Annotated in this window: 18 protein-coding genes; 2 read left to right on the top strand and 16 right to left on the bottom strand. The window is 34.6% G+C overall.

From position 1 onward, the window contains the following. Positions 1–130 precede the first annotated feature (130 nt). Positions 131–1738 (top strand): M14 family metallopeptidase, encoded by a 1608-nt coding sequence (locus ABJD27_RS15385; RefSeq protein WP_348173909.1) that lies wholly within the window; start codon positions 131–133, stop codon positions 1736–1738. Between the two features lie 10 nt (positions 1739–1748). Beyond that, positions 1749–3479 carry a M14 family metallopeptidase gene (locus ABJD27_RS15380; protein WP_348173910.1) on the top strand — a complete coding sequence of 577 codons (1731 nt, stop codon included), beginning with the start codon at positions 1749–1751 and terminating at the stop codon, positions 3477–3479. A 371-nt stretch (positions 3480–3850) separates the two neighbouring features. On the opposite strand, the gene ABJD27_RS15375 is transcribed toward ABJD27_RS15380, so the two are convergent. The 16 genes from ABJD27_RS15375 to ABJD27_RS15300 form a co-directional block, all read right to left on the bottom strand. Next, complete coding sequence (locus ABJD27_RS15375; protein ID WP_348173912.1) at positions 3851–7273, bottom strand: PKD domain-containing protein; 3423 nt, start codon at positions 7271–7273, stop codon at positions 3851–3853. 76 nt (positions 7274–7349) lie between these two features. Beyond that, complete coding sequence (locus tag ABJD27_RS15370) at positions 7350–10358, bottom strand: hypothetical protein (RefSeq protein WP_348173914.1); 3009 nt, start codon at positions 10356–10358, stop codon at positions 7350–7352. Between the two features lie 21 nt (positions 10359–10379). After that, positions 10380–13154 (bottom strand): hypothetical protein, encoded by a 2775-nt coding sequence (locus tag ABJD27_RS15365; protein WP_348173916.1) that lies wholly within the window; start codon positions 13152–13154, stop codon positions 10380–10382. A 131-nt stretch (positions 13155–13285) separates the two neighbouring features. Then, positions 13286–16414, bottom strand: a complete 3129-nt coding sequence (locus tag ABJD27_RS15360) for a baseplate J/gp47 family protein (protein WP_348173918.1) — start codon at positions 16412–16414, stop codon at positions 13286–13288. A 4-nt stretch (positions 16415–16418) separates the two neighbouring features. Next, positions 16419–16829 carry a GPW/gp25 family protein gene (locus tag ABJD27_RS15355; RefSeq protein WP_348173920.1) on the bottom strand — a complete coding sequence of 137 codons (411 nt, stop codon included), beginning with the start codon at positions 16827–16829 and terminating at the stop codon, positions 16419–16421. Between the two features lie 2 nt (positions 16830–16831). Continuing rightward, complete coding sequence (locus tag ABJD27_RS15350) at positions 16832–17122, bottom strand: PAAR domain-containing protein (RefSeq protein ID WP_348173922.1); 291 nt, start codon at positions 17120–17122, stop codon at positions 16832–16834. Between the two features lie 12 nt (positions 17123–17134). Next, positions 17135–18877 carry a type VI secretion system tip protein VgrG gene (gene vgrG / locus ABJD27_RS15345; protein WP_348173924.1) on the bottom strand — a complete coding sequence of 581 codons (1743 nt, stop codon included), beginning with the start codon at positions 18875–18877 and terminating at the stop codon, positions 17135–17137. 2 nt (positions 18878–18879) lie between these two features. Then, a complete protein-coding gene (locus ABJD27_RS15340; RefSeq protein ID WP_348173926.1) occupies positions 18880–19602 on the bottom strand; it encodes a LysM peptidoglycan-binding domain-containing protein in 723 nt (240 codons plus the stop codon). After that, positions 19602–19763 (bottom strand): DUF5908 family protein, encoded by a 162-nt coding sequence (locus ABJD27_RS15335; protein ID WP_348173928.1) that lies wholly within the window; start codon positions 19761–19763, stop codon positions 19602–19604. The genes ABJD27_RS15340 and ABJD27_RS15335 overlap by 1 nt, the downstream gene beginning before the upstream one ends. Before the next feature lie 176 nt (positions 19764–19939). Beyond that, on the bottom strand, positions 19940–20401 hold the full coding sequence (locus ABJD27_RS15330) for a phage tail protein (protein WP_348173930.1): 462 nt from the start codon (positions 20399–20401) through the stop codon (positions 19940–19942). Positions 20402–20404: 3 nt separating this feature from the next. Next, on the bottom strand, positions 20405–20836 hold the full coding sequence (locus ABJD27_RS15325) for a phage tail protein (RefSeq protein ID WP_348173932.1): 432 nt from the start codon (positions 20834–20836) through the stop codon (positions 20405–20407). 167 nt (positions 20837–21003) lie between these two features. Then, positions 21004–22356 (bottom strand): phage tail sheath C-terminal domain-containing protein, encoded by a 1353-nt coding sequence (locus ABJD27_RS15320; RefSeq protein WP_348202062.1) that lies wholly within the window; start codon positions 22354–22356, stop codon positions 21004–21006. A 43-nt stretch (positions 22357–22399) separates the two neighbouring features. Next, positions 22400–22831 carry a phage tail protein gene (locus ABJD27_RS15315; RefSeq protein WP_348168542.1) on the bottom strand — a complete coding sequence of 144 codons (432 nt, stop codon included), beginning with the start codon at positions 22829–22831 and terminating at the stop codon, positions 22400–22402. A 35-nt stretch (positions 22832–22866) separates the two neighbouring features. Further along, on the bottom strand, positions 22867–24492 hold the full coding sequence (locus ABJD27_RS15310; protein ID WP_348168539.1) for a phage tail sheath C-terminal domain-containing protein: 1626 nt from the start codon (positions 24490–24492) through the stop codon (positions 22867–22869). A 35-nt stretch (positions 24493–24527) separates the two neighbouring features. Next, positions 24528–25406 (bottom strand): hypothetical protein, encoded by an 879-nt coding sequence (locus ABJD27_RS15305; protein ID WP_348168536.1) that lies wholly within the window; start codon positions 25404–25406, stop codon positions 24528–24530. Next, positions 25399–25989: a DUF4255 domain-containing protein gene (locus ABJD27_RS15300; RefSeq protein WP_348168533.1), complete on the bottom strand. Its 591-nt coding sequence runs from the start codon at positions 25987–25989 to the stop codon at positions 25399–25401. Before ABJD27_RS15300 ends, ABJD27_RS15305 begins: the two co-directional genes overlap by 8 nt. Between the last annotated feature and the right edge of the window lie 109 nt (positions 25990–26098).

Below are 26098 nucleotides of genomic sequence, written 5' to 3'. Positions count from 1 at the left end.
AAAACCCAATTGTATACCTACGTATCAAATGTTAATACCTCTTAAAAATTCCTTAACGAGTCTTAAAAATTTCTCATTTTATGGTACTTTGATCGTTCATTCTAGATAACCACTAGATAAACCAATATATATGAATCGGAAATCACTACTCTCACTATTGGTGATCGTCTGTATGTGCTATATAACCACAGCACAAAACGACTATCGCAATGGACAACAAGTCACATCGGCACTCAAAAGTCTCGCATCTCAAAATGCGAATGCCAAACTCACTTCACTTACGAAGACCAGCGGCGGAAAAGACATTTGGATGCTTACCCTCTCAGATGGAGCTCCAGAAAATCATCCTGGTATCGCTATTATGGGTGGTGTACAAGGTGATCATATCTTAGGGACAGAACTCGCCATAAAAATGGCAGAAAATATCCTGAAAAACCATCCAGATGTATTGTCTAAAACCACTTTTTACATCTTCCCAAATTTAAGTCCTGATGCTACCGAGCAGTATTTTTCAGGTCTCAAATTTGAACGTCAAGGAAATGCTGTACAAACTGATGATGATCGCGATGGAGAATTAAATGAAGATCCTTTTGAAGATCTGAATGGAGATGGCATGATCACGATGATGCGTATCGAAGATCCTACAGGATCATATCAAATGCTGGAAGAAGACAATCGTATTATGGTCAAAGCAGATGCCAATAAAGGAGAACGAGGTTCGTATAAACTCCTTACCGAAGGTCGTGATAATGATAAAGATGGGACGTATAATGAAGATGGTAATGGTGGTGTATATTTTAATAAGAATTTTACGTATAATTTCCCGTATTTCACGAAGGGATCTGGAGAGCATCCGGTATCTCAAATAGAGCATCGTGCATTATTAGATTACTTATACACACAGTGGAATATCTATGCGATATTGACCTTTAGTGATGCCAATAATCTATCAAAGCCTTTGAAATACAATAAAGGAGGTGCTTCCAAAAGAGTGGTGACTAGTATTTTAAAGAATGATGAAAAGATTAATAAAATGCTCTCAGAAAGCTATAATAAAGTCATCAAAGAAAAAGAGGCTCCAGAAGGAGGTGTGACTGGAGGAAGTGCTTTTGGATGGGCGTATTTTCATTTTGGAAGACTCGCGATGAGTACACCTGGATGGTGGCCCAAAAAGTTTGAAGGAGATTCTATCAATAAAGCACCAAAAAATAAAACCGCCAACTTCTTAGCGTATGCAGAAAAAGAAGGAATTAATGCTTTCACCCCTTGGAAAGAAATACAACATCCAGATTTTCCTAATAACAAAGTAGAGGTTGGCGGAATTCATCCTTTTGTGATGAAAAATCCTCCTTATCAACTGGTAGATAGTATTGCGTCTAAGCACACCAATTTTATATTGAGCGTAGCAGATATGCAACCCGAATTACAACTGGTAAATCTCAAACAAGAAAAAGTGGGTAACAATCTTACACGTATCACAGTAGATTTACACAACAACGGTTTACTTCCTACACATACGGAGATGGGCGATAAATCGAGATGGCTACGCAAGATCAATGTATATATGAGAACCAATGGCAAGCAACAACTCATTTCTGGAAGACCACGTCAAGTCATCGAAAAAATAGATGGCGATGGTACGATAACATTGAGTTGGCTCATACAAGGATCTGGAAATGTGACTCTAGAAGCAACGGTTCCGCAAGCGGGAACAGCAACAACAACCATTAATCTATAAACGTATCAAGATGAAAAAGTATATACTTACGATAGCGTGTGTGTGTGTTGTTTTTGCTTTCGCGAAAGCGCAATCACCACAAGACATTTTTCAAGCTGCTGGAACGCCTTCTAATCCGAAGGTGAAAGTAGCATTTAATCAATATTACACCTCTGAAGGGCTTGCCGATATCGGTAAGAAAATAGCCGATGCACACCCTAATTTGGTCAAGCGTACATCTATTGGAAAATCGACGCAAGGAAGAGATATGTGGCTTCTTGCTATTACTGATTACAGTACGGGAGATGCCGATAGGAAACCTGGATTTTATCTAGACGGAAATATCCACTCTAACGAAATACAAGGAGGAGAAATAAGCACGTATACGGCTTGGTATCTTACTGAAAGTTTTGGGAAAATACCGTATGTGACAGACATGCTGAAGGATCGTATTTTTTATATCGTTGCAACGATCAATCCTGATGCGCGTAACAATTATATGAAAGAACCAAATACTGGGAATACACCAAGAGCAGGAATGATCCCGCTAGATGATGATAGTGATGGGCTTTTTGATGAAGATGGTTTTGATGATCTGGATGGTGATGGATCGATTACACAAATGCGTCGTAAAAGTGCCACTGGTAATTTTATTTTGGACCCTCGTGATCCTAGAAAAATGATTCGCATTACACCAGATGATGTAGTAACTGGACAACGTTATGAGCGATTAGGTGGTGAAGGAATTGATAATGATGGGGATGGTAGTATTAACGAAGATATTCCTGGATATTATGATCCAAATCGTGATTGGGGATGGAAATGGCAACCTGATTATGTACAACGTGGTGCCTATAAATATCCATTCTCTGCTCCAGAAACAAGGGCTGTTGCCGATTTTGTAAAGTCGCATCCTAATATTGCGGGTGCACAAAGTTTTCATAATAGTGGAGGGATGATCCTTAGAGGTCCTGGCGCCGAAGAAGATCTTGCAACTTATAATCGTGCTGACGTGGCTATTTATGATGCCATTGGTAAGAAAGGAGAAGAGCTACTTCCTGGGTATCGTTACTTGACGGTGTATAAAGATTTATATTCTGTTTTTGGTGGGGAGTTAGATTGGTTTTATGGTGGTCGTGGGATCTACACATTTACCAATGAGATCTTCACAGGGTTTGCTTATTATAAAGATAAAAATAGAGGTCGTGATCAGATATATGATGCAGGGAAAGATCTTTTATTAGGCGATGGATTTACTGCCTATAAAGAATACAATCATCCTACTTATGGAATGATAGAGATAGGAGGTTTTAAAAAGAATGTAGGTCGTGCAACGCCTGGATTTATGCTAGAAGAAGAAGCACATCGCAATATGGTGTTTGTGTTTTATCACGCCTTCCATATGCCACATCTTTCTGTAGGAGGTGTGACAGTAAAATCACTACCTAATGGGCTTAAAGAGGTAACTGCTACGATCGTAAATGATCGCTTAATGCCTACCCATGCAAGTCAGGATTTAAAATATACTATAGAACGTCCTGATTACATTACACTTTCTGGAGGGAATGTTCTTGCTGGAATGATTGTAAGAGATGCTGACTTTAATGTTACTGAAGAACAAAAAAACAATCCTGAAACAATCAAAGTAAAAAACATTCCTGGGAATAGTACTGTGATGGTACGTTGGATTGTAAAAGGAGGAAATAACTTAAAAATAAAAGTAGATAGCGCCAAAGGTGGCTTGATTGAAAAATCAATCTAAAACCATTTTTGACTCTAAGTATATTTAAAATATAGAAAGCGCCTAAAAAGTGCATTTGACTTGCCAATCTGAGCGTGTTGAAGTTTTAATCATTTGATTATTAAAACTCCTTCGACAAGCTCAGGATGACAACTTTCAATTTTAGCACTTTTTAGACGCTTTTTCTATTACTATTATTTAAAAATGTAACCTAAGAAAAACACTTGATACTTTACTAACAATACAATCTTTTATGACTCCTTTCTTTTTAAACAAACTTAAAAAGTATCGGTGTGTTTTTCTTCGGCTATTTTTAATTTATGTATTCATTACAGAGCTACTTTGATAGTATAATCTCTATCTATTAGGAATACAGTTCTCTTTTTCATATTCTAACAGATATCTGCACGCGATCCATGACTTCTATTTAATGTTACTGAGTTACTACCTACTACACTTAATATAATACTAGATTGAGTACTTTCATCTCCACTTGCTACGTCTAATCCAAATGAATATATTTTAGTTTCGGATATAGTCTCATTTATATCTGACACCACAACTGTACCGTTACGACAAACACTTCCTCCGCTGTATCCTGCCATTCCTAATCTTGTTATAGACACTTCTCTTGTTTCCCCTTCAGGAACATTTACACTTACTGACATACAAGACTCACAACTGGTTTCCTCTATAGATCCTATTATTTCAGCATCATCATCGCCTGTTGAAATATCACAGTTTGTAATAGAAGTAATTATTCCAGACGCATTAATATTATAGCTGTTATTATCCATAAGTGGATCTGGTAGCGCCGAAAACCCTAATCTATTAGGAACCGATACTGGACTATATGGGTTATTAAAACTACTATCCGTATAAAGTATGTCTCCTATAACTGGTATATAAGAATCTGCTACATTTCCACTAGGAGTCCAAACAGCTGTCCAATCTGCAGGTGTAACTTTACATTTACCCAGTCCAACATAAAACGAATCAGGAACTGTAACTTCTTTCTCTACTTCAATTTGTACTGTATCAGTACTTGTCGCTAGATTATTATCTGTGACTGTTAATTGAAATACATGAGTCCCTACTGTCAAACCTGTGACTGTTGTAGAAGGATCAGTAGGGTTTGTTATAATTGCTACTGATTGTGTCGCTTTACTCCAAGAGTAACTAGTTATTGATCCATCTTGGTCATCACTATTAGAACCATCCAGTGTTACTGTACTTAGAGGTAATGTTATTGTTTCATCAGGACCTGCATCTGCAACTGGTGCAACATTTGCTCGGTTAACTGTTATTGTAACTGTATCTGTATCTGTAAGTCCTAAATTATCTGTAACTGTTAATTGGAACATATGTGTCCCGAACACCAATCCTGTTACTTGTGTAGAGGCATTGGTTGGGTTTACTATTGTTGCTGATGCTGCTGTTATTTTACTCCAAGAGTGACTAATTGATCCATCAGAATCAGAACTACCAGAACCATTAAGGGTTACTGTACTAGTAGGCAATGTGATCGTTTCATCAGGACCAGCGTCTGCTGTTGGCGCTTTGTTTTGGTCAGGAATAATTACGTCTATCGTTTCACTACAACCATTACCCGATACTAAAACGCTTATTTGATTTGGTATCACTTTAAGAGCTCGACTGTAAGAATAAGTTACCACTCCATTTACTGGAACTTTAGGCACAAAATTACCATTGTTTAAAAAGTCCCATTGGTATTCATAATCATTTATATCACTATCATTTAGACTTGTTATCGTAAAGGTTACTACGGTTGCTAACAGATTTGTTACAGTAACGCTAGTTGCTTCAATTTGAATATCTAATTTTGATAGCACTCTGATACTTGCATCTGTAGGTTTTCCATTTACTGTAAATGTAATCTCCTGATCGAGTAATGAACTATCTACTACGGATGGATCAAACATATACTGTTGTCCTACTTTTACAACTCCTCCATGTATTCCTTCTGAAACTACAGCTGCTACGACTCCATCTAGAGGTGATACTGTAAAAGGAATTGGTTTACTTCCCACACATATCTCATCAAGAGGAAGACTTAAATCTACATCTAGTTTTGGTCCACAGCATAGGTATGGTAATGAAAAATCTGCAATGACTTCAGGGTTAATTTCTGATTGATATACTATCACAAATGTCCCTCCTGGTTCTACTCCAGAAGCATGTTCTATCCCTGGATGTTTTTCTACATATTCTTTATAATAGGCTTTAGAGAGATCTTTATTATCTTTTAGTTCTTCCAAAGAAAGTGACATCACATCAAATGATAATTGATGTTCTTCTTTCTTTGCGTTAAGCTCACTAGCAACAACATCATATGATTGTGATTGATGTCCTTCTATTCTATAAAATGTATTTTTTTCTAAATTAAATGTAATTGCTTCTTGTATAGACAAATCATCTGACAACAAAGGGCTTAAATCATTGTATGTTAAATTTCTATCAGAAATTCTATGTCTCGTTTTATCATAACTCCATCGTTTAAAAAACTCTTCATCAAGTTCGTAGTAAAATGGTATTGCTTTACTTCCTAATTGTATTGATTTTCTTGACGGTGTAATATTTATTACACGTGCTTTTTTATTAATTTCTGGTAATGGTGCTGTAAACTTATCGATCAATTGATTAAATCGTTGAATCAATAGTTTTACTTTGTCTGCTATCTCCTTATCATCTAGTACAGGAGAATTATAGAATTCATGTCTGTAATTTTCTGACGTATTACTTACTACTTTCCCAATCATCAGGTGTTTAGGGAATGCATTCATATCTGGAAAACAGTTTGTAAATGATTTTGGTAATAATGCTTTTATTTCTGTATACGTTTCTACCAAATCCTTCACAAAATCATAAGCATATTGAAACCCTAAAATACTATCGTCATTAAGTGCTATAACACTCTCTAATAATGTTGTGATTGAAGCTATATTAAAGTTATTTTGCAATCTAAAATGAGATGTAATCGCAGATATCCCGCTAGACATTTCTCCTAATAAATCCTGGTCCAAAACAATATCAGCATATATATTTTTAAAATCATCGATACTATTTAATTCTGCATTGGCAAGTGCTCTTTTTAATCTCAACTCAGGAGAAGCTGCATGTAATGAATGTCTATAGAGTGTATCTTCTTTGGCTACAATATTTTTAATTCCTGTTAAGGTGGTAAAAAGTACTTTTACATTCTGCACTTGTTCTAATCCATGATTATCACAGTCTACTCCTCTACAAGGACGTACTTCTTTTTCATACGATTCAATATAAATGAGTAGATATAATGCATTTAAAATTGAATCACTTGACTCACTAACAGGCGTATATTCATTTGCGCTATTATTAGTTTCTGATAATTCCCAAAGCGGAATTTGATTTCCATCATCATCATAAAAAGGAGCATAATTTGCTTTACTATTATCATATGTTTTAGAGTATGAATACAGTTTACTGTTTATATCTATTGTTTTAAGATCACTTCCTCCTAATTCATCACTTACTTTTGAGATATCGCTTAGGGTAATAAGATCTCCATCGGTAGTAATTCCAACTCCTTGAGAGATTTCTATGCCATCTACAATTTTTGCACCCTTGCTTATTCTTGTATTAACATATGTAAGTTGGTATTCAAACCCACAAGCAAGTCCTACACCTCGCAATAACGTCTTAGAAAGACGATCTTGATCTTCAAAATAATCTAAAAACTCGTTAAACTGAGTATGCTCTATATATTGCCCTTTACTGAATTTTCGGTATTGGGTTGTTATATTATTTAATTTGTTCATTGTAATTGAAATTTTTAACGGTTTGTTAAACTTTTTTATAACCCTTTATGAAATAAATACTCATAAAGGGCTATTACTAAATATCACTACTGCCATTTGCATTAGCACTATTTGCGACAGGACATTTTCCTTGAACATTCCAAGCTGTGCCACCTAAAGGAGCTTGAACAGTAATTTTTGCTTTTGTTGGAGTCGACTGAGTTTTATTAAATGTCAACGTTCCTGACCCTGTACTTGGACTACCTGTGTTAATATCAGATTGAGAAACACCCGCTTGAACAAGACTTGTATTATGAGAACTAGACCCTACAAATCCACTATCTGCTACTATATTTCCATTCCATTCTATAATAAATCTATCTGGCACACCGTATGCATTATAATCAATTCCTGCAGTACCAGTTTCATTTCCAAAATCAATAAAGTAAAAGAAATCTCCTGCTCCTCCTGAATGATTGAAGGTTTGATCACAAGGTACGCTTGGTGCACTAATATCTATTTCTATATTTTTCTGAGTGCTACAACCAGTAATTCTGTTTGTAATAGTAACTACTACATTATAAGTCTCGTCATTATCAGGATCTACAGTATAGGTTTTTAAAACAGTTCCATTAGCGATAGCAGGGTTTGTAGTAGATGTTTGACCATCTCCAAAGTCCCAGTTATAGTCATAACTAGCATTACTTCCTATAACTTCAAATATTACATCTGCTTCTGCATTATCATTCTTAAATGTTGTGCTTTGCTCTACGATATCCACTTCAGGAATTTCGTGTACTGTAAGTACTGTTTCTACAGGATCATCATTTACTGTAAAGGATATAGTGTTGCCTTTACTTGTTGCTGGCACTAAACTAGGATCAAACATATTTTGTCCTCCTGAAGTTGTAATTCCTGTAATTTGTGTTAAACCATCAAAAGCTTTAATCTCTCCTTCAAACGGGATCACCGTCATTGGGATAGGCGCATCATCTTCACAAAGTTCAGTTACTGCTAATACTAAGAATACTGGATCTTTTTTATCACAACATAAATATGGCAATGAAAAATCTGCAATAACTTGTCCTTTACTTTCTGATTCGTGTACAAGGATAAATGTACCACCTGGCTCTACACCTGCAAAGTGTTCTAACCCTGAGTGTCTTTCCATAAAGTCACTCAATAATTCACTTTCTATTTCGTCATCTTCTTGTGTCACTACAGTCACGCCTCCATCTTGTGGTAACTGTGGTTTTGTCAATGCTTCAACTTCATTTAATAAATTCAATTGATAATCTAAATTAGCAATCGTATCTAATGTCTCTTGTTGATTATCTCCTGTATTACTTACAAAAGCTGTAGAAACTTCTAACAATTGTCTTCTTAAATCTTCTATTGAAATTTCTGTTGTTTCAGAGGTTTCTGTAACCTCAGAAGTTTCTGCTGAAATTCTTCCTGTACTACTTGAGGTATCAATAAGTTGATTGGTCTCACTTGATGTTTTAACAAGCTGTTGTTCTATTATGCTTGAAAGACTCGACACTTCAACAGACTCTGCAGATACAGGAACCGCTTTAACTAGCGATTTCTTACTTAACATTAATGTTTTAATGTTAAAAGGCAATCCATATTTTGTTTTTATCGCATTGATATTTTTATAAGCAATTTGATAAGATTGTCCTAAATGACCTTCTATTCTAAAGAAATTATTATCATCTATTGAATAATTTAATGGAAATTGGATAAAATTATCATCAGCTAAATTTCCTATATGGTAACTTAAATTATGATCTTCTTTATCGTTTTCTGTTTTTTCATAATTCCAAGTTTCTAATAATGCATCTGTTACATTATAATAGAAAGGAACTGCTTTCTCTCCTAGATCAGTATCTTTCTTAGAAGGTGTTACTTTAACAGGGCCAATGAATTTGCGGAAGTTTTGAATTTTTTGTGCAAAACGATTTGTTAATAATACAACCTTTGCATAATTTTCGTCTTCCTCAGTAATAATAGGCGACTTATAAAAGTCATGACGGTATGCTGTATTTTCTCCTAATTCTAAAGGTGCATCTACAGGACCTAGCATTAAATGTTTAGGAAAAGAATGAATACTAGGACAACAGATTGCTTTTAAATGTAAAAGCAAGTTTTTAATTTCGTTATACGTAGCTACTACATCTTTTAATAAATCATATCGATATTGAAAATCCGTATCTGTAGTTTTTACAAGATTAGATAACAACACTCCTAATGTTTGTCCACCTAAGTTTATTTCTACATTAAACGCTTGACTAATCGACTCAAAACCAGCACTTAATTTGCTTACAATATTATCTCTTTCAATAGCATTTGTAAACTTTGCTCTTACTTGAGCGGTCGTAGTGACATCATCTGTTAAAAACGCTCTACTTACTTCAATATTAGGTAAGGCATCGTATAATACTTCATATTCATTATGTGTATTATAAATCGTGTCTTCTGTATTTCCATTTATAATTTTCTTAGCATCGCTAGTACTCACTAATAATACTCTTAACTCTGACACCTGTTCATCTCCTTGAGAATCACAATCTACAGTTTGACAAGGACCTCCTTCACGAACGTAGCTTTCTAAATATAGAAGTACCACTTTCCCATTTAATATTGCCGGATCTATTTTAGTAAAATCTGCTTCTTCACCTATAATATCTACTTCATTTCTTAATTCAATAAGACTAGTTTTAGTCAATTCTGAAAAGTGTGGATAGTTATAGATATCATCATACTCCTTATAGTAATTAAAGATTTTTCCATCAAAATCTATCGAAACTTCTTTAACTCCCTCTTGTGAGTTTCTTAGAGTAATTAGATCTCCATCTGTAGTAACTCCTACTCCTTGACTAATTCCTAGGCCATTTAGGTCAGGCCCAGCTACAACATTGGCAAATCCAAATGCCGAATTTGTTGAAAAACCACATACAATACCTGTACCACTAAGTCGTGTTCTAGATAGGCGATCTTGATCTTCAAAATAGTCTATAAATTCGTTCAACTGGTCTTCTGTAAGCGCCTGGTTCTCGTTGAACTTTCTATACTGTGCTGTTATATTATCTAATTTAGTATTCATCTTTTATTTTTTTTAACGCTTTTATATGTTTGATTGTCCTAAGATTATTTTTCCGTTTAAGTCATCACTACTATCTTGATCACAATCTAGAAGTCTTCCTGGAGGGTAAATATTATTTAAGTTATTCATTGCTAGAATGAGATCTCTTGTACTTTCGGCTAGGCTTGTAAAGTCTTCTGTAGATTTATCAGAAAGGTATTTTTTATACACTTTTTCAAAATCATACAAATCATTTGCTGCTGTTGTTCCATCTTGTCTATCTCCTACCCAACAAATTTTTGCAAGCACATGAGCAGGAAGTTCTTCTCTAATAACTGTCTCTGCATATTTTCTGAAATCAGGGTTAGAGAAACGATACGTATACCCAGGAAGTATAATGCTCACTCTATATGAATAAGGATCAAATACGTTTACTTCGCATCCATCTTCGCAAGAAGTCATAAACTCATCATCTCCAACAACATTTGATGTTTTATCATCAAAGGCTACTCTAAAAGTGCTATCAACATCCATACAACCAATTCCCAAAAGTTCATAATCAGTGTATGTTCTTGGTTTTAATAGTAAGTGCTCTACTAAGAATATTCCTTCTTCCGTAAACTCATATTTGAAGTAATTAATAAGCCCACGAATAACATCTTCTAATTCTTCTTGAGTAAAATAAGAAGGATTATGAACAGCTATTACTTCTCCCGGATCAAGACTGTCTACTGTTTCTCTTTTAACTACTTTGAAATAATACCTATCTGCAGCAGATACACATATTTTTAAGTTTCCAACAAAATCACCATGTGCTAAAGTTCCTTCAAAAGCAGTATCAAGATCTTCCTCATCTATTTGTATAGAATGGAAAACTGCTTCATACATTTCTTGTAAAGCTGCATATTCTAATACTTTTGTGTTTACAGATGAAAGTGCAATATTTCCATTTGCATTTTTAATTTTCCAAGTATATATAGTATCCCCTTCATCATTTACAGCACTATTAATTATTACTGGTGAATCTGACAAATACCTACGATCATAATTTTTTACACCTAATAGTCGTGCGATTCTTTTTTGTGCTCCAGAAATATTTGTAGTATCCCATAACTCTGACGCTGGTTGTTTATGATAATTATACCCTAAACCTCTTTCTGCACTAATATCTTTGTACTCTTTTAGGAAGTCTTCTTTATTATTTAGAATAATCTCATCTGCAGATATCCCATAAAGCGTTTTCATTAAAAAAGTGTACTCATTAAACTGCTCAGAAAATCTTGAAATAAGATGATCTAGAATTTGATTTCTTCTTTCTACACTATTATCTAATTCTTTATAAAGTGTATCGGTAAGTATATCGTCATTAGACATTTCATAGTTGTCATCTACTAATTCATCAAACCCTTTAATTCCTTTTATTGCTTGTGTAAAATAGGTGCGTTTTAATGTACCGTTAATACTCAATAGCTCTTTCACTTTACCTAAATGTTGGAAATAACTTGCTAGCATTTTATCAAAGAATAATAAATACCCTTTTAATTGTTTTGCGAGTGCTTGTCTTTCTGGAGTTGACTTAGATATGATCCCAGATTCTCCTATACCATATGTATCTGGAAAATCATTTAGAATTGTTGAGTAGTTCTCAATATCAAAAGGTGTCCCTTCTGGCGTATCTAATTCTTTATTCAGTCTTGCATTTTCTCTAGCAAGTGCTTCTTCTTCTTTAATTAATTGTTGAAAAACCTCTACTTGAGCTGTATTAATATTGAGTGGTAATGTTCCTTTACTATAACTAAAAGAGCTCAACTCACATAAAACAGGCTTCTTACCATAATCTACACAAAGCAACCAGTTATCAGTATTGACATTCCCTTCACAATTATTAATTGATATCTCATTAATGGCCTTTACACCTTCTACAGACATAATTTCTTTAATAAGATCAGAAACGCGTATCTCTCTTCGTAACTCGCTATTTTGTATCTCTTCTGTTTTTATAAACCCATTATCTAGAATTGGACCTTCAAATATCTCATCTGTTGTATATCCTTCTTCTAATAATTGATTTAATGAATAAAAATGAATCTCTGGTGACAGGTAATTATTAATTACTTTTAACACGTGTGCGTGTACTAACTCTTCATCGGCATTATTTTCTACTTCAATTCTAGCACAAACAGCTATATCTTGTGTAGGTACTTCTTTTATTTCTATAAGATCTTCACATAGATTTCTATTATCATGAAAACGGCTTAACGTTTCTGAGATCACATTAGATCTTCCACAATCGTCTACCTCATCATCATAATCAATCAAGATGTCATATAATCCTTTTACATTAAAAGTTTTAGGATCATCGGTACTTAAATCTTCAGTGTCAAAGGCAATATCTCCCGTCTTACAATCTACATATAAAGATTGCTCTCTTGGGATTATCCAACAGTTCTTTACTAGCCTATTTTCTTGTTCTCCATCTCCTATATCTAATATTAATTTTCTATAATCGATTTGTGTCAAAGGTTTGGCTGGTAATATTTCGGAAGCCTTAAAAAATTGGTTCTGAATATCTAGATCTTCATTTTCTGATGCTAAGATATCTGCGGTATCTAGATCCATTCTCATGCCTAGATCAGTTATAGCATAACTCAACACTTCTAATATGGTAATACCTGAATCATGAGAATTAAAATCAGTCCAAAGTTTACTCCCTAATTGCTCTATATAATTAATACCTGTTCTTCTCAAAAATTGAAAATCCAAGTCATCTTGAGTCTCCACTTTTTTAGGTATACTGATATGCTGATTTTCTAACATTTATTTATGTTTTTCTAAGTACAGAACAACAATTGCACGTACTTGTAATTAATATTTTTTTTGCTTTCGCGAAAGCGTAAACAACTACTATAAATTCTTTTATAGCTCAATAGTTGATTTTTATGATATCTTTATTTTGTTCTCTTGCTCGTACTAGAAACACACGTTTTTTGAGTAATTGTTACCTGGTGTTGTTTTGCTGAAACCAAAATAGATTTAGGATCTGCAGTAATCGAAGCACTACTTTGCAATTCTCCATCTACATACACTGCAACACTATCTATATAATCTACATAGTCTAAATGCTCTACATAGTTTAATAACAGATTGGTATTAAAAGAAACATCAAAAACAATCTCTCTATCTGCATCAAAAGCCCAAGGCGAAATGTATTTTTTAATGTCTTGATCCATTTGTTTTTTATAAAACTCTTCGTCATATTGCTCAAAGAATTTTACCGCTATAGCAACTTCTAGTTCTTGATAATTTGGATTTATTACAGATGCATTTACATGTGCCGTATTTAAACCATTGATATACGCTGTTATCGTACTTAAAGTATTTCTACTCACTCTAGGTTGATAAATATCAAAAGCGTTCTTATTTCTAGTATCTGGCATTACTACCAATGTCACATATCCTGGAGCCATAAAAGAACTCTCTGATGTATGATTTAGACATTTTACTTTAAACACCTCTGGGAAGTTTTGTAAAATAAGTTGTTCATAATCCCAAGAAGTAATTGCTCTATTTTTATGTCTTAAACGCTCACTAATTCTTCTATAATACTCTCTATCAGACTCTTCATATACTCCTCCAAATGAGTTGTAATGTTGATTTACAGATTTAACCTTAGGAATTCTTGTAATTAACTTACTGATCGTTTCTGCCGCTAGACCTGTTTCTAGATGTGATACATCATTATCATTATTTTCAAAAGTTGTTAAGATTGCTTGTGTAAAAACACCTTGTATTTTACAAACTGCATCATAACTTTTATTCATACTAGCTCTTATCCAAATAAGATCCTTAGGAAGTCTCGTATTGTTTACATCTATATCTCTAGGAATATCAAATTTTACAATTCCTGATCTCAAAAAATTATTGGTATCATCTTCCAAAATATACTCAGATAAGTCTATCCAAGTGTTTCCAGAAAGTACTTCCCAAGCTATTTTTTCGCGATCTTCAAAAGTGTCTACTAATGGGTTTTCACTTCCTGCTAGTGTTTGAATAAGCAATGATATTCTTTGATTTGGCACTGCTTCTAGTCCTATGTAAGACTGACCTCCAGGAAGATAAAAAGGCACTAACTCTTTAGAATTAATTGACTTTTTATATTGTCCAAAAACATCTTCGCAAAACACGGTTATTTCTTTATTTATTGATAGCGGCGCCACTTTTTTACTATTAGATAAATAAGAATACGCAACATCTGTAGCAGTATAATTTATTTCTATGTTTTCGGCTATTGGAATATATGGTTCATTAGGTAATAATGCATCAAATGCTACATCAGTATCTAATAATGCTAGTGTATATAACTGAGGATACACATCTTGTAATGCTGTTTGATTTAAAGACAATCGTATCGCCTCTGCACTATCTACTTCACTCGTTGTATTTGTAATTGTAAAGGCAGTATTATACCCACTTTCTGATTGATTAAACAATACAACGTTTTCATTTTTCAGGCTCCATTCCTTTCTATCGTATAGAAATGCGTTTGCTTTAAAATAAGCATCTGAACTTACAACAGAATTAGATACCAATGCTGTTGATCCTGTCGAACTACTACTTGATGCTACATCATCAGAAGTTGCTCCATTAGCTCTAAAAGCAATTTTTGAAATATTATCTCCAGAATTAAACACATATGCCTTATAATGATCTCTTATAGAATCTGGTGTATTTTTCCAGTTTATTTTAACATCAACATGATTCCAATTCTTAGAGAATATTTCAGGATGTTTAATATAAAAATTTCCTCCTTTTGTAGGCTGAGCAGTAAATGGATAGTATGGCTTTTCTGCATTTAACACTCCATTATCATTCTCAATTATAGCAGTAGTAATCCCTTCTACATTTACCGTTACTGTTATATTTTTAACAGCTTTTTCAGATAGCGCCTGGTATAATTCGTAATGCTTATTCCCTTTAATTAAAAAACGTGCTATTGGAAATTCTGTATCAAAATTTTCTAATAATACTTCAGGATTATAGTTTACAATTGCTGGAAAGTCTTTTGCCAATTCAAATGAGAGTGTCAATGACTTACTAGCATTTGTAACATTCTTTAATGCAATATCAGACAACCATTCTTCTTCTCCACTACATTGAATTTCGATATTGTTTCTAAAGTCATTTGTAGTAAAGTCTAAAACGCCTCTTGAGGAGGTTTCATAATCAATCTTTACAATAACTTCTCTTGTTCCTTCCTGTAAGTTCAATAATGAAGATGCAATAGAAAACCCAAGATTTGCGTCTGGAAGTTCTTTATAATTTGCCTCATCTGAGTTATATCCGAAAGGCCACCAGAAATTACTTTCTTCTGGCAATTCTTCTTCTAAACCGTCTAAAGTGTCTGCTTTTTTAGCAATCTTAAGTTCTTCTTTAACTTCATCATTTAGAAAGCTTTTGATCTCAACAACCTTTGCTTGATTTGCAATAAGTTCTTCATCAGTTTTATATACTCGTTTTTTTCCTTTAATATCTTTTTGTGCATCTAGTGATGTTCCTGCTGGTATTTTTTCTTGTATTGCCTTTTTAGCTAGTTCAAAAATGATATATGCTTTATCAGCAACTGCTCCTTTTTTTTCTATTTTTAGTATTTCACCATAGTAAAAATCAAGATGTCTCTTTGTTAGATTATTGAACTTTTCTTTAGAGAAATCTAGAAGTTTAATAAAGCATACAAAAAGACTTAAATGTGGTGTTAGTGTTCCTTCATCTTCAAAAGATGATAATACACTCAAGACATTTTTTTCTAGCTTTTTATATGCAATGGTTTCTCTTCTAGGAATACTTTCTTGGTCAATTTCAAAATAGTTAAAGAAGTCTTGCCAATTTCCTTCTGGAGTTGCATTATTATCTTTTTCAAAGTAATTCACATGCTTTGCAAAGTTGTAAGCAAAAAGCAACCAATCTGCCATGTTTAAATCATGAAGTTTGAAACTTTTCGGATCTAATTTATCTAAAAAGCGTTGCGATTGTGATTTACCGTCGCTATAGTGTGAAAATGTATCAGTTTGTTTCTTCATTTTTTTAGATTTCTGTTGCTTCTCCTTTATAGAAAGGGAAGACGATATTACTTCTTGTATTTGTGTTTCTGACCTCATAGTCTACAACGATTAGGATTTCTCCTTCTAGTCCATTTGTGCTATCGATATCAATACTTAAAATATTTACTCTTGGCTCGTGATAAAGAATAGCTCTTTCTACTATCCCTTTTATCTGTGTGACTAGTGTAAGCGTGAGCGGTTTAAACAATAGCTCCTCTAGATCGCATCCATAATCAGAAAGCATCACACGTTCTCCTAACCGAGTAGAAAGCAATATGATTAAACTATTATTGATGTCTTCTACATCTGTTGTCATCGTTACCTCTTTCTGAGTCTTATTAAATTCAGGAGGAAAACTCCATCCTCTTCCTAAAAAATCTCTATCTATTTTCATAATTATCCTCCTATTAAAACCGTTGCTTCGCCTGCTACTATCATTCCTCCGTGAGCTGTAGTATCTCCTAATCTGGCTGCAGGTTTTCCGCCAATTAAAACGGTTGTCGATCCTATTGCTATTGTATCTGGAGGGCCTGTACATAATGCTTTATCTCCTACTCTGGCCGCTGGTAATTTCCCTATCAAAACGGTAGGTTCTCCTGCTGGCAGTATAGGTCCTCCAACATGTGGAGTCGTTCCTGTAACTAAAGGACACGTATGCATATCTGTAATTCTGGCTGCTGGTTTCATTTATTATTTTTATTAATTAATTTGTACTTGAGAACCTTTAACTACGGTGACTGCTCCCGATGATATCTCTGCTCCAGCACTACCTTCAACTTTTAATTGTGCATTTGCTTTCCCATTTATATTCATCCCTTCTATATTAACATCGCCAGTAGCCTTTATGTTGATCTCCCCTGCACTTTCCATAGTAATTCCATCACTATTAAAAGTCAGAATGTTTGCATGTTCATCTTCTATTTGAACAATTCCAGCATCCTCATCTAAGGTTACTTTTTTACCTGCTGGGGTTTCTAACACATAGGAAACTTTATCATCATTAAAGATCATTTTCATTTCACTTCGTGTGACTAATCCCTTTTCATGATTGTCGTCAGACGCTGTAAGTGGAGCAGGTTTAGTGCTACTATTTAGCATCCCTAAGATGACAGCATCATTAGGATCATCATTAATGAAGCCTATAATCACCTCATCGCCGATTTCTGGTCTAAAGAATGATCCCCTATTTTCTCCTGCGTCTAGTGTTGCGATACGTGCCCAAATACCTTGTTCTTCATTATTGATGATCGGAATTTGCACTAAGATTCTATCTTCTCCATCAGGATCAGATTCTAACTGTGTAGTCACTCCTATATGCAAGCCACTAATGGCTGGCATAATACCAGAACCAGGCATCTCACTAATATCATAAACCTCAGAAAACCAAGTTGGACATAATCCAAACTGAGCATCTACTAACCAATTTCCATCAACAATTTCGTGACGTATTCCAGTCACATAAATGTTCCCGTTATAGCGATTTCCGACACCTTCTAGTTGTAATGTAGTTCCTGGTTTTACCGCAGGAATTCCTTGAAATTTCACACGACCTCTGGTCTTTGCTAGTTGTTGATATACTGCTTTTGCATCACTCCAATCTTGTAATTCATCCTGGGAAAGATTTCCTCCATGTCTTAATTCTAGATTTTCTAATTGTAATACATTTGCTAAATCGCTTGAAGCTATATCTCCATTAAGAGAGAGTCCAGGATCTTGTGCTTCTGATTCTAACAATTCTTGATCTGAATAACTCCAAGAATAGGATGTAATACTATCGAACTGATCTCTAGCATCTATTTCTCCATCAAACTCTTGAATCGATGATCCAAAAACGACAGTCTCTACAGTATCTCCTAATTCTGGTGCAGCAACTGTTATAGTACCGTCATCAACAAAGCATAACTTTCCATTAACTTGTGCTCTTGTCACCATAAAGTCCCAATCACAAGCACGGTATTGCACTAATTCTTGATGTTCATTTGCAGTAGCTTCTACATCTGCGGTCAACCCTTGATTTCCTATAAGTTCCTCAATGATATCACTATCTGTGCTCTCATAGAAATACTTACTTTTCCTACCGACAGTCATTTTTACAGCTTTGTCTTTACACTCAATAATGAGATAAGACACGTTATCTCTAACCTTGATATTATGCTTAATGACAATTCCTTTAAAAATGGTTTCTTCATCAAGATGATATCCTGCTGTAATTTCAATTTCTTTACCTGGTATCAATAATTCTTCATTACTCAATTCAAAATCTTGATCTGGACTACTTCCATCTATAATAACAATCTGAGCATGAGGAATTCTATTAATCTCCTTTTCTACTACAATGCTTTTTACACCATATTTCCCAGGTAATTCAGTTCCTCCAGACAGTACTTTAAAAGTTACTAGGTCAGGATTTTTTGATGTTTGTATGTATCCGCTATTGTTCATATTTATGATACTTTTTCAATCGGTGGAAAGAAAATTTCTGTCCCTGGTTGTAATTGTCTAAAACTTGTGATATTGTTGATTCTGGCTACTTCTAGATAATATTTATCATCTCCATAAATACGTTCAACCATTAATGGCAACGTATCTCCTGCTTTCACCATTCTTGTATGTGTAAGGTCTGGGGAACTACTTTTAGCTTCAGCTTCAGCTAATTCAGGACTAATTGATTCATGAAATTTAGCTTTCCCTATAGCTCTAAGAGGTTTTCCATCTGGAGTAAACATCTTATAATCAATTGTTAATTCCAATAAGACTCCTTTAAACTCAAAATCGCCCCAACTTATGATTACATTATATGGTTTATGAATAGTCCCTTCATATTCTCCAGTAGCCTTTATGAATTTATCTATTTGACCTTTTACTGTCTCTTTAACAAAATCACTACCTCCACTAAGTATATTTAATAATCTATTCCCACTGTTTTGTTGTACGACTCCCGTGCCGTCAAAAAGAAATTCTAAATCTAAATCTGGTGAATCAGATGAGGTATACTTATAGTTATCCTTTTGTTGACCTACACTACGCTTAGTATCAAAATTATTCTTAAAACGCACAGAATAACTTTGTGGATTTATGAAAGCATTAAATGCATTACTCCCAACTTTAGTTTTATAACCAGAGTCCGTATAAGTAGCTATTTCTAGTTTTGCTAATTCTCCTTCCATTATCTTTCTTTTTTACGGTGTTGTGTATTTATAATTTGTTCTACATTCTCTTGTATCAATCGCGTCACATTCTTTTGATCGACGGTTGTTACACCAGAACTTCCTGCATTATTCTCGTCCACATTAATTTTAATGTGTAACTCTTTAATTTCTATTGGCATATTGTTTTATTTAATTGTGTTCTCTTTCTCTTTTTAAAACAACATCTTCAAAAATCAAACACATAGCGCGCCCTTTCAGCATCACGGAATTCTCCATGAATCTGTATGTATTATTCAAAAAATGTTTTTGATTTACCTTCTGTGAATCAGCGCCCTATGTGTTGTTTTATGATCACTTATAAGCCAAAACTAGCGCTAGGTATCGTAAAATATCTGTATTTCAACTCTACCGTTTCTATTGCCAGTTTGTTCTCTTCAGCATTAAACTCAGAGACATCCCATTTTACAGGATATGCGCCTATTACATTCCACACCATTAAAGGGGCTGTAGATTCTGCGCCTCCATTGAGGGTTATAATAAGATCCCGAGGCTCAAACTGAAACTTCTCCATAGCATCCCTACTCCATTTAATCAATCCAGAGTTTGTAATCAATCCTCTTTTTAAAACTAAGTTGTTATACTTAGGTCTATTGGGAAGTTGATGTAAGAATCTGTTTTCTCCACCTTCGGCATACTCTTCAACTCCAATCTCAGTTGTAAGTCCTGTTACTGATTGAAATTGAGAGTCAATACCTTCTAAAGTAGAAATCCCATTGACTATAAAAGAGAAACTAGTTGGTGGATATATTGCTGCCATGGCTTAGTTATTTTCGATGACTAATCCTTCGTGAGCGATCTCAATAGACTCTACGGCTACTTCGTTTCCTTCTGCTTTTAGATCTGTAGATTGCACTTTGATTGGAAATGCTTTGTTTATTTTCCAAGTAATCGCTGGTGTTCCTTCTTCATTTAATAATGAGATTGTAATGGTTCTACGCTCTACTGTATTAAGTTGGATAGAATTAAACCAATCGAAGTATTCATTATCTCCTGCAAACGATCCTCGTTTTAAGGTAATGTTACTAAACTTGGTCATACCAGGCATCTTGATCTTTGTGAAGTCAGGGCTTGCACCTTGACGATATTCGATAGGTTCTACTTCGATATCTAGACCTGAAACTTCTTGGAAACCTATTTGTGTTCCTCCCCAATCTACTTCGAAATAAAACTTTACTAATGGGTATTCATTCATAACTTTATGTTTTAATTTTTACTATTTAATTATTTTAATGTAACGTGTGATAAAAAATATAAACGATGGGTAAAGAGGCTGTTTACGCTTTCGCGAAAGCGAACTAATTCACTAATGAACAGCAACATACATTACCATCTATATCTCCCTATCTGTTTAAATTATGATTATGATTCCTGAAGTTTGTGAGAAAAACGTAGGATGATAAATTCTGCTGGACGTACCGCAGCCATTCCAATCTCTACAATCATTCTTCCTTCTAGGACATCTTGTGCAGACATGGTTTCTCCTAATCCAACACTTACATAGTATGCATCTTCTGGTGAAGCACCTGCTAATGCACCTGCTCTCCATTGTAGGTTTAAGAAATTCTCGATCATAGCACGTACACGTACCCAAGTATTTGCGTCATTAGATTCAAAAACAAAACGTTCTGAAGCTTTCTTTACAGACTCTTCTACCATATTAAAGAAACGACGAACTGATACATAACGCCACTCATTGCTGTTACCGTCTAGTGTTCTAGCTCCCCATACTAAGGTTCCTTTTCCTGTGAACGTACGGATCGCATTTACTGATTTTCCTGCTACAGCATCTACATTTAAACCTTCTTGATCATCATGTGATACCTTTACTGTAGGCGCTGTTACATAGTTTAATCCTACGTTTGCTGGTGCTTTCCAAACCCCACTCGTACTATCTACTTTTGCATACACTCCAGCTATTGCAGATGACGGTGGTAAAATAACACGTAACGATGATGCAATCTCATTTTTAGCTGCACTGTATGCTCCTGAATTCTCTGCTTTTAAAGCAGCCAAATCTTCTGCTACTATAGCGACACCGTCACTATTTGTACTTGCGTTAACAACAACATCTACATCATTATATTCATAATTTAAGATGGTTTGCAAGTGTGGGAAATACGCTGCACCATATTTTAAGTCTCCAACTAATGTTTCTCCTCTGAAATCATTTACTCCATCTAAGGTATTGTCAGCAATATCCATAATGACAAAACGATCTTGTAAATCAGTACATTGTTGTAAAGCACTTCCATATAATACGTAACTATCATCTTCTAAACTAAATGCATCTGGGAATACTAGTAATGTAGGCTCATCTTCTTTTGCTACTTCAGCTAGTCCTGCTTGTAATTCTCCTAATACGACTCCCCCACTATAGTTTCCTACAGATACTATATAACAAGGACCACCTCCATTTGCAAAATACATCTGCATTGAGTAATTCATTTTAAATGCAGCTGGGGTTGCATTATTTGAATTTACTAAAGCTGTTGTTGCTACTCCATCTGTAATTGTTACAGAGATTCCTGTTTGAGGTTTTGCGCTTCCAAATAGTGCTTCGTATTCTAATAAAGAAGTAATTCGAGTAGGCTCGTTTAGCTCTCCCTTCTCAGTATATCCTATAAATGCAGGAATTGCTGTTTCTACTTGTGCTACTGAAGGTGGAAATTTTGATACCTCTTCTATGTATGCACCTGGTGTTTTATAATTCATAATATAAAATGTTTATTGTTTATTATTTAATTTGTTATTGCTATTAATTGTTTTCTATTACTAATCCTTCATGAGCTATCTCAATAGACTCTACCGCTACTTCGTTTCCTTCTGCTTTTAGATCTGTAGACTGCACTTTAATTGGAAATGCTTTGTTTATTTTCCAAGTAATTGCTGGTGTTCCTTCTTCATTTAATAATGAGATCGTAATAGTTCTACGCTCTACAGTATTTAATTGGATTGTATTAAACCAATCGAAATACTCATTATCTCCTTTAAACGATCCTCGTTTTAAAGTGATGTTACTAAACTTGGTCATGCCAGGCATCTTGATTTTGGTAAAGTCAGGACTTGCTCCTTGACGATATTCAATAGGCTCTACCTCAATATCTAGACCTGAGACTTCTTGGAAACCTATTTGGGTTCCTCCCCAATCTACCTCGAAGTAAAACTTTGCTAATGGGTATTCATTCATAACTTTCTGTTTTAATTTTTACTATTTAATTCTTTTTATGATTCTTGTAATTTGTGAGAAAAACGAAGGATGATAAATTCTGCTGGACGCACTGCTGCCATTCCTATTTCTATAATCATTCTTCCTTCTAATATGTCTTGAGCAGACATCGTTTCGTCTAATCCAACGCTTACGTAGTAAGCATCTTCTGGAGTAGCACCTGCTAGTGCACCTGCTTTCCATTGTGTGTTTAAGAAGTTCTCAATCATGCCTTTTACTTTGACCCACGTATTGGCATTATTTGCATCAAAGACAAAACGTTCTGAAGCTTTCTTCACAGACTCTTCAACCATATTAAAGAAACGACGAACAGATACGTAACGCCACTCGTTACTGTTACCATCTAGGGTTCTTGCCCCCCATACTAAGGTTCCTTTTCCTGTAAATTTTCGGATAACATTGATAGATTTTCCAGCATTGGCATCTACATTTAATCCATCTTGTTGGCTGTTATTTACCTTTTCTGTAGGTCCAACTACATAATTCAATCCTACATTTGCAGGGGCTTTCCATACACCTCTTGTACTATCTGTCTTAGCATATACTCCTGCCATCGCGGCCGATGGTGGTACAACTACTGGAGTTGCATTGATTAATGCTTGAATCTCGTTGTATAAAGTGGTTCCTTTTAGATCCTCTAGTTTTTGACCACTAGCGGCTCCTATATCATCATCTCCAATATCGCCTAATAGATTGTTCATGGCTATTGCTAATGCCGGTGAATCTACCGCAGATTGAACAGCAGATAGATCTATAGGTATATCATGAGTTTCATTTATACCCATAAGTACCTCTAAAGCAGCAGCTCTATGTTCTTCTAAATTATCTCCATCTGGATCAGCATTTATCTCAACTAACAAATCATGTAAAAATGTATCTTCAGCTCCATAGTCATACCCCGTTCCATTGTGTACAATAATAGCATCTTCAGCAAACTCATAATTTAATATGGTCTTTAAGTGTGGGAAATATGCAGCTCCGTATTTATCTCCAGCAATAGCTGTTCTAAATTCGTCTATATTATTAATAATTGTAGGAACTCCTTCTACATCAATTTCAGTTTCAGTTTCTCCTCTATAAGTATCCATAATCACAAAGCGATCTTTTAAAGCATTGGCCTGTGATAATGCATCTTGATAGATTCCATAAAAGTTGACTTCAGAAAGTGTTTTTGTGGCATCTGGAAATACAAGAAGTGTTGGTTCATCTTCCAATGCAACAGCATCTAAACCTGTCTTTAAAGCGTTTTTTGCTGTTGCTAGACTATAAGTTCCATACGTTCCTGTAGAGACTATATAACAAGGTCCACCTCCGTTAGCAAAATATAATTGCATCGCATATGGCATTAAAAAAATAACATCTGGTGTCACTAATTCTGTTCCTCTCGATAAGTCATCTTTTAACGTTAGCTGTTCCTTTTTTGCTCCTCCAAAAAGAGCTTCATACTCCAACATAGATGTAATTCTTGTTGGTACCTGTAGTGAATCATCATCTACCTTTCTTGTCGCTTTTTCAGTAAACCCTATAAATGCAGGAATTGCTGTTTCCACTTGTGCAACCGAAGGAGGGAATTTTGATACCTCTTCTATGTATGCACCAGGTGTTTTTAATTGTGTTAACATATTTATCTATTTTAAAAAAATTCTTATTTTACTTTTTATCCTGGTTGTATTTCTGCTCCTATTCCTATTCCTATTTCTCCTCCTTCTTCTTCTTCTTTGTATATATATACTTGAGTTTGTATAGGCAGGCCACCGTTTGTTTGATATGCAAAAGCATCTGAAGGGGTCGCCATTCTGTATGGAATAGCAACACCCAATCCATTTCTAGGTATAATATTCCCTTTATGCATAAAAGGTTGTGGTGTTCCTGTTTGTGATACTAAAGAGCCATCTTTCTGATCTAGATATACCCATATTGTTTTTCTGTTCTTTAGAACTATTTTGAGCTCTGTAGGAGTATCCTCTACAATTCCTCCCGGTATTAATTGATCTAGTTTGATAGAAACTATTCCAAGTAGAGAGCGTTGTTCTCTACCATCTAGAGCACTTAAAAGCTCTTCATACTTATCTGAAGTTGCTAAAACTTTATATTGTTCTAGATCTGTAGCTGTTGCATCCGTTAAAACATCAATTCTATCTCCTGTGTGATCAATATCATTTGTAAAGAAATAAATGCGTTTAGGGCTCGTTTCGAGATCTGTATACTTTTCAAACAAAGTATCTCTACTATAAATTAATAGATCCACTGTTACATCTGTAGCATCAATTACTGGTTTATCATCTTGATCTACTGAGATAAAACAAGTGGTACCATTTGTTGTTGTTTTAAACACGACTCTATGGTTCTTAAGAACTCGTTGTGTTTTTTTACTTGGCACTACTCGAAGAAAATCAGACACATTATATGTTGATAATACTTCAGGTTTTTCTGTATCGTCAAAGACTACTACATTGCCATTATCTATTGTATCCAGAAAGTAATTATGTAAAATATTCAAGTTGAATATTGGTAGATATTTAATTGTACTACTCATCTTCTGTAAAATTTTGTGTTAGATTTTTTGTGAGATTAAGTGTGGTTTCTTCTATGGTAGTTATTGCCGGTCCTACACCTTTTACTATTTTCCTTTGTACTTTTACAATACTCACCTTGTATAATGCAGAAGGCATTGTTCTTCCTCCCAATACGGTCCAAGCATAACTAAGCTCTTCAATACGAAGGGATTTGAGATCTACCATAAACTTGAATTCTTCAAGATCTGATTCTGTATTGTTGTTTGTAAAAATGGCCTTGTCTTGAAAAAACTCAACTACTTTAGAAATATCTTGAAGTGACATTTCATACGTAGTTCTATTGGCAGCTACCATAACATATAAGTTGAGATAAGCAGCACCACTTTTGTAAATTTTGGATCCATTTTTAATCTCGTGTCTTGGCGTATTTTTGAGTGTAGATTCTTCTTCTGTACTTAGTAAAGTAATAATCACATTATTATTTAATGAAGTATCGTTTGCATCTTCTGCCTTAGCCATATTGTCTAATACCACTAGATCTTCACTACCCTCCAGATAGTTCCCTATTTCCTTTTTGAGTATGTTTAATACATCGTAGATCATGTTCCTCTTTTTATTGGTTTATTTTTATCGAAAAGCATTCGTTATTTTGCTAGCTTAACTAGCCTATTTTTTGTCTTTAGCTCTAGATTTTAAGACGGTTGTGATGTTG

Source organism: Dokdonia sp., assembly GCF_039945015.1.
In the GTDB taxonomy this organism is placed as follows: Bacteria; Bacteroidota; Bacteroidia; order Flavobacteriales; family Flavobacteriaceae; genus Dokdonia.
The sequence above is the reverse complement of the archived record's forward strand: the minus strand, read 5'-3'. Positions and strand labels throughout refer to the sequence as shown.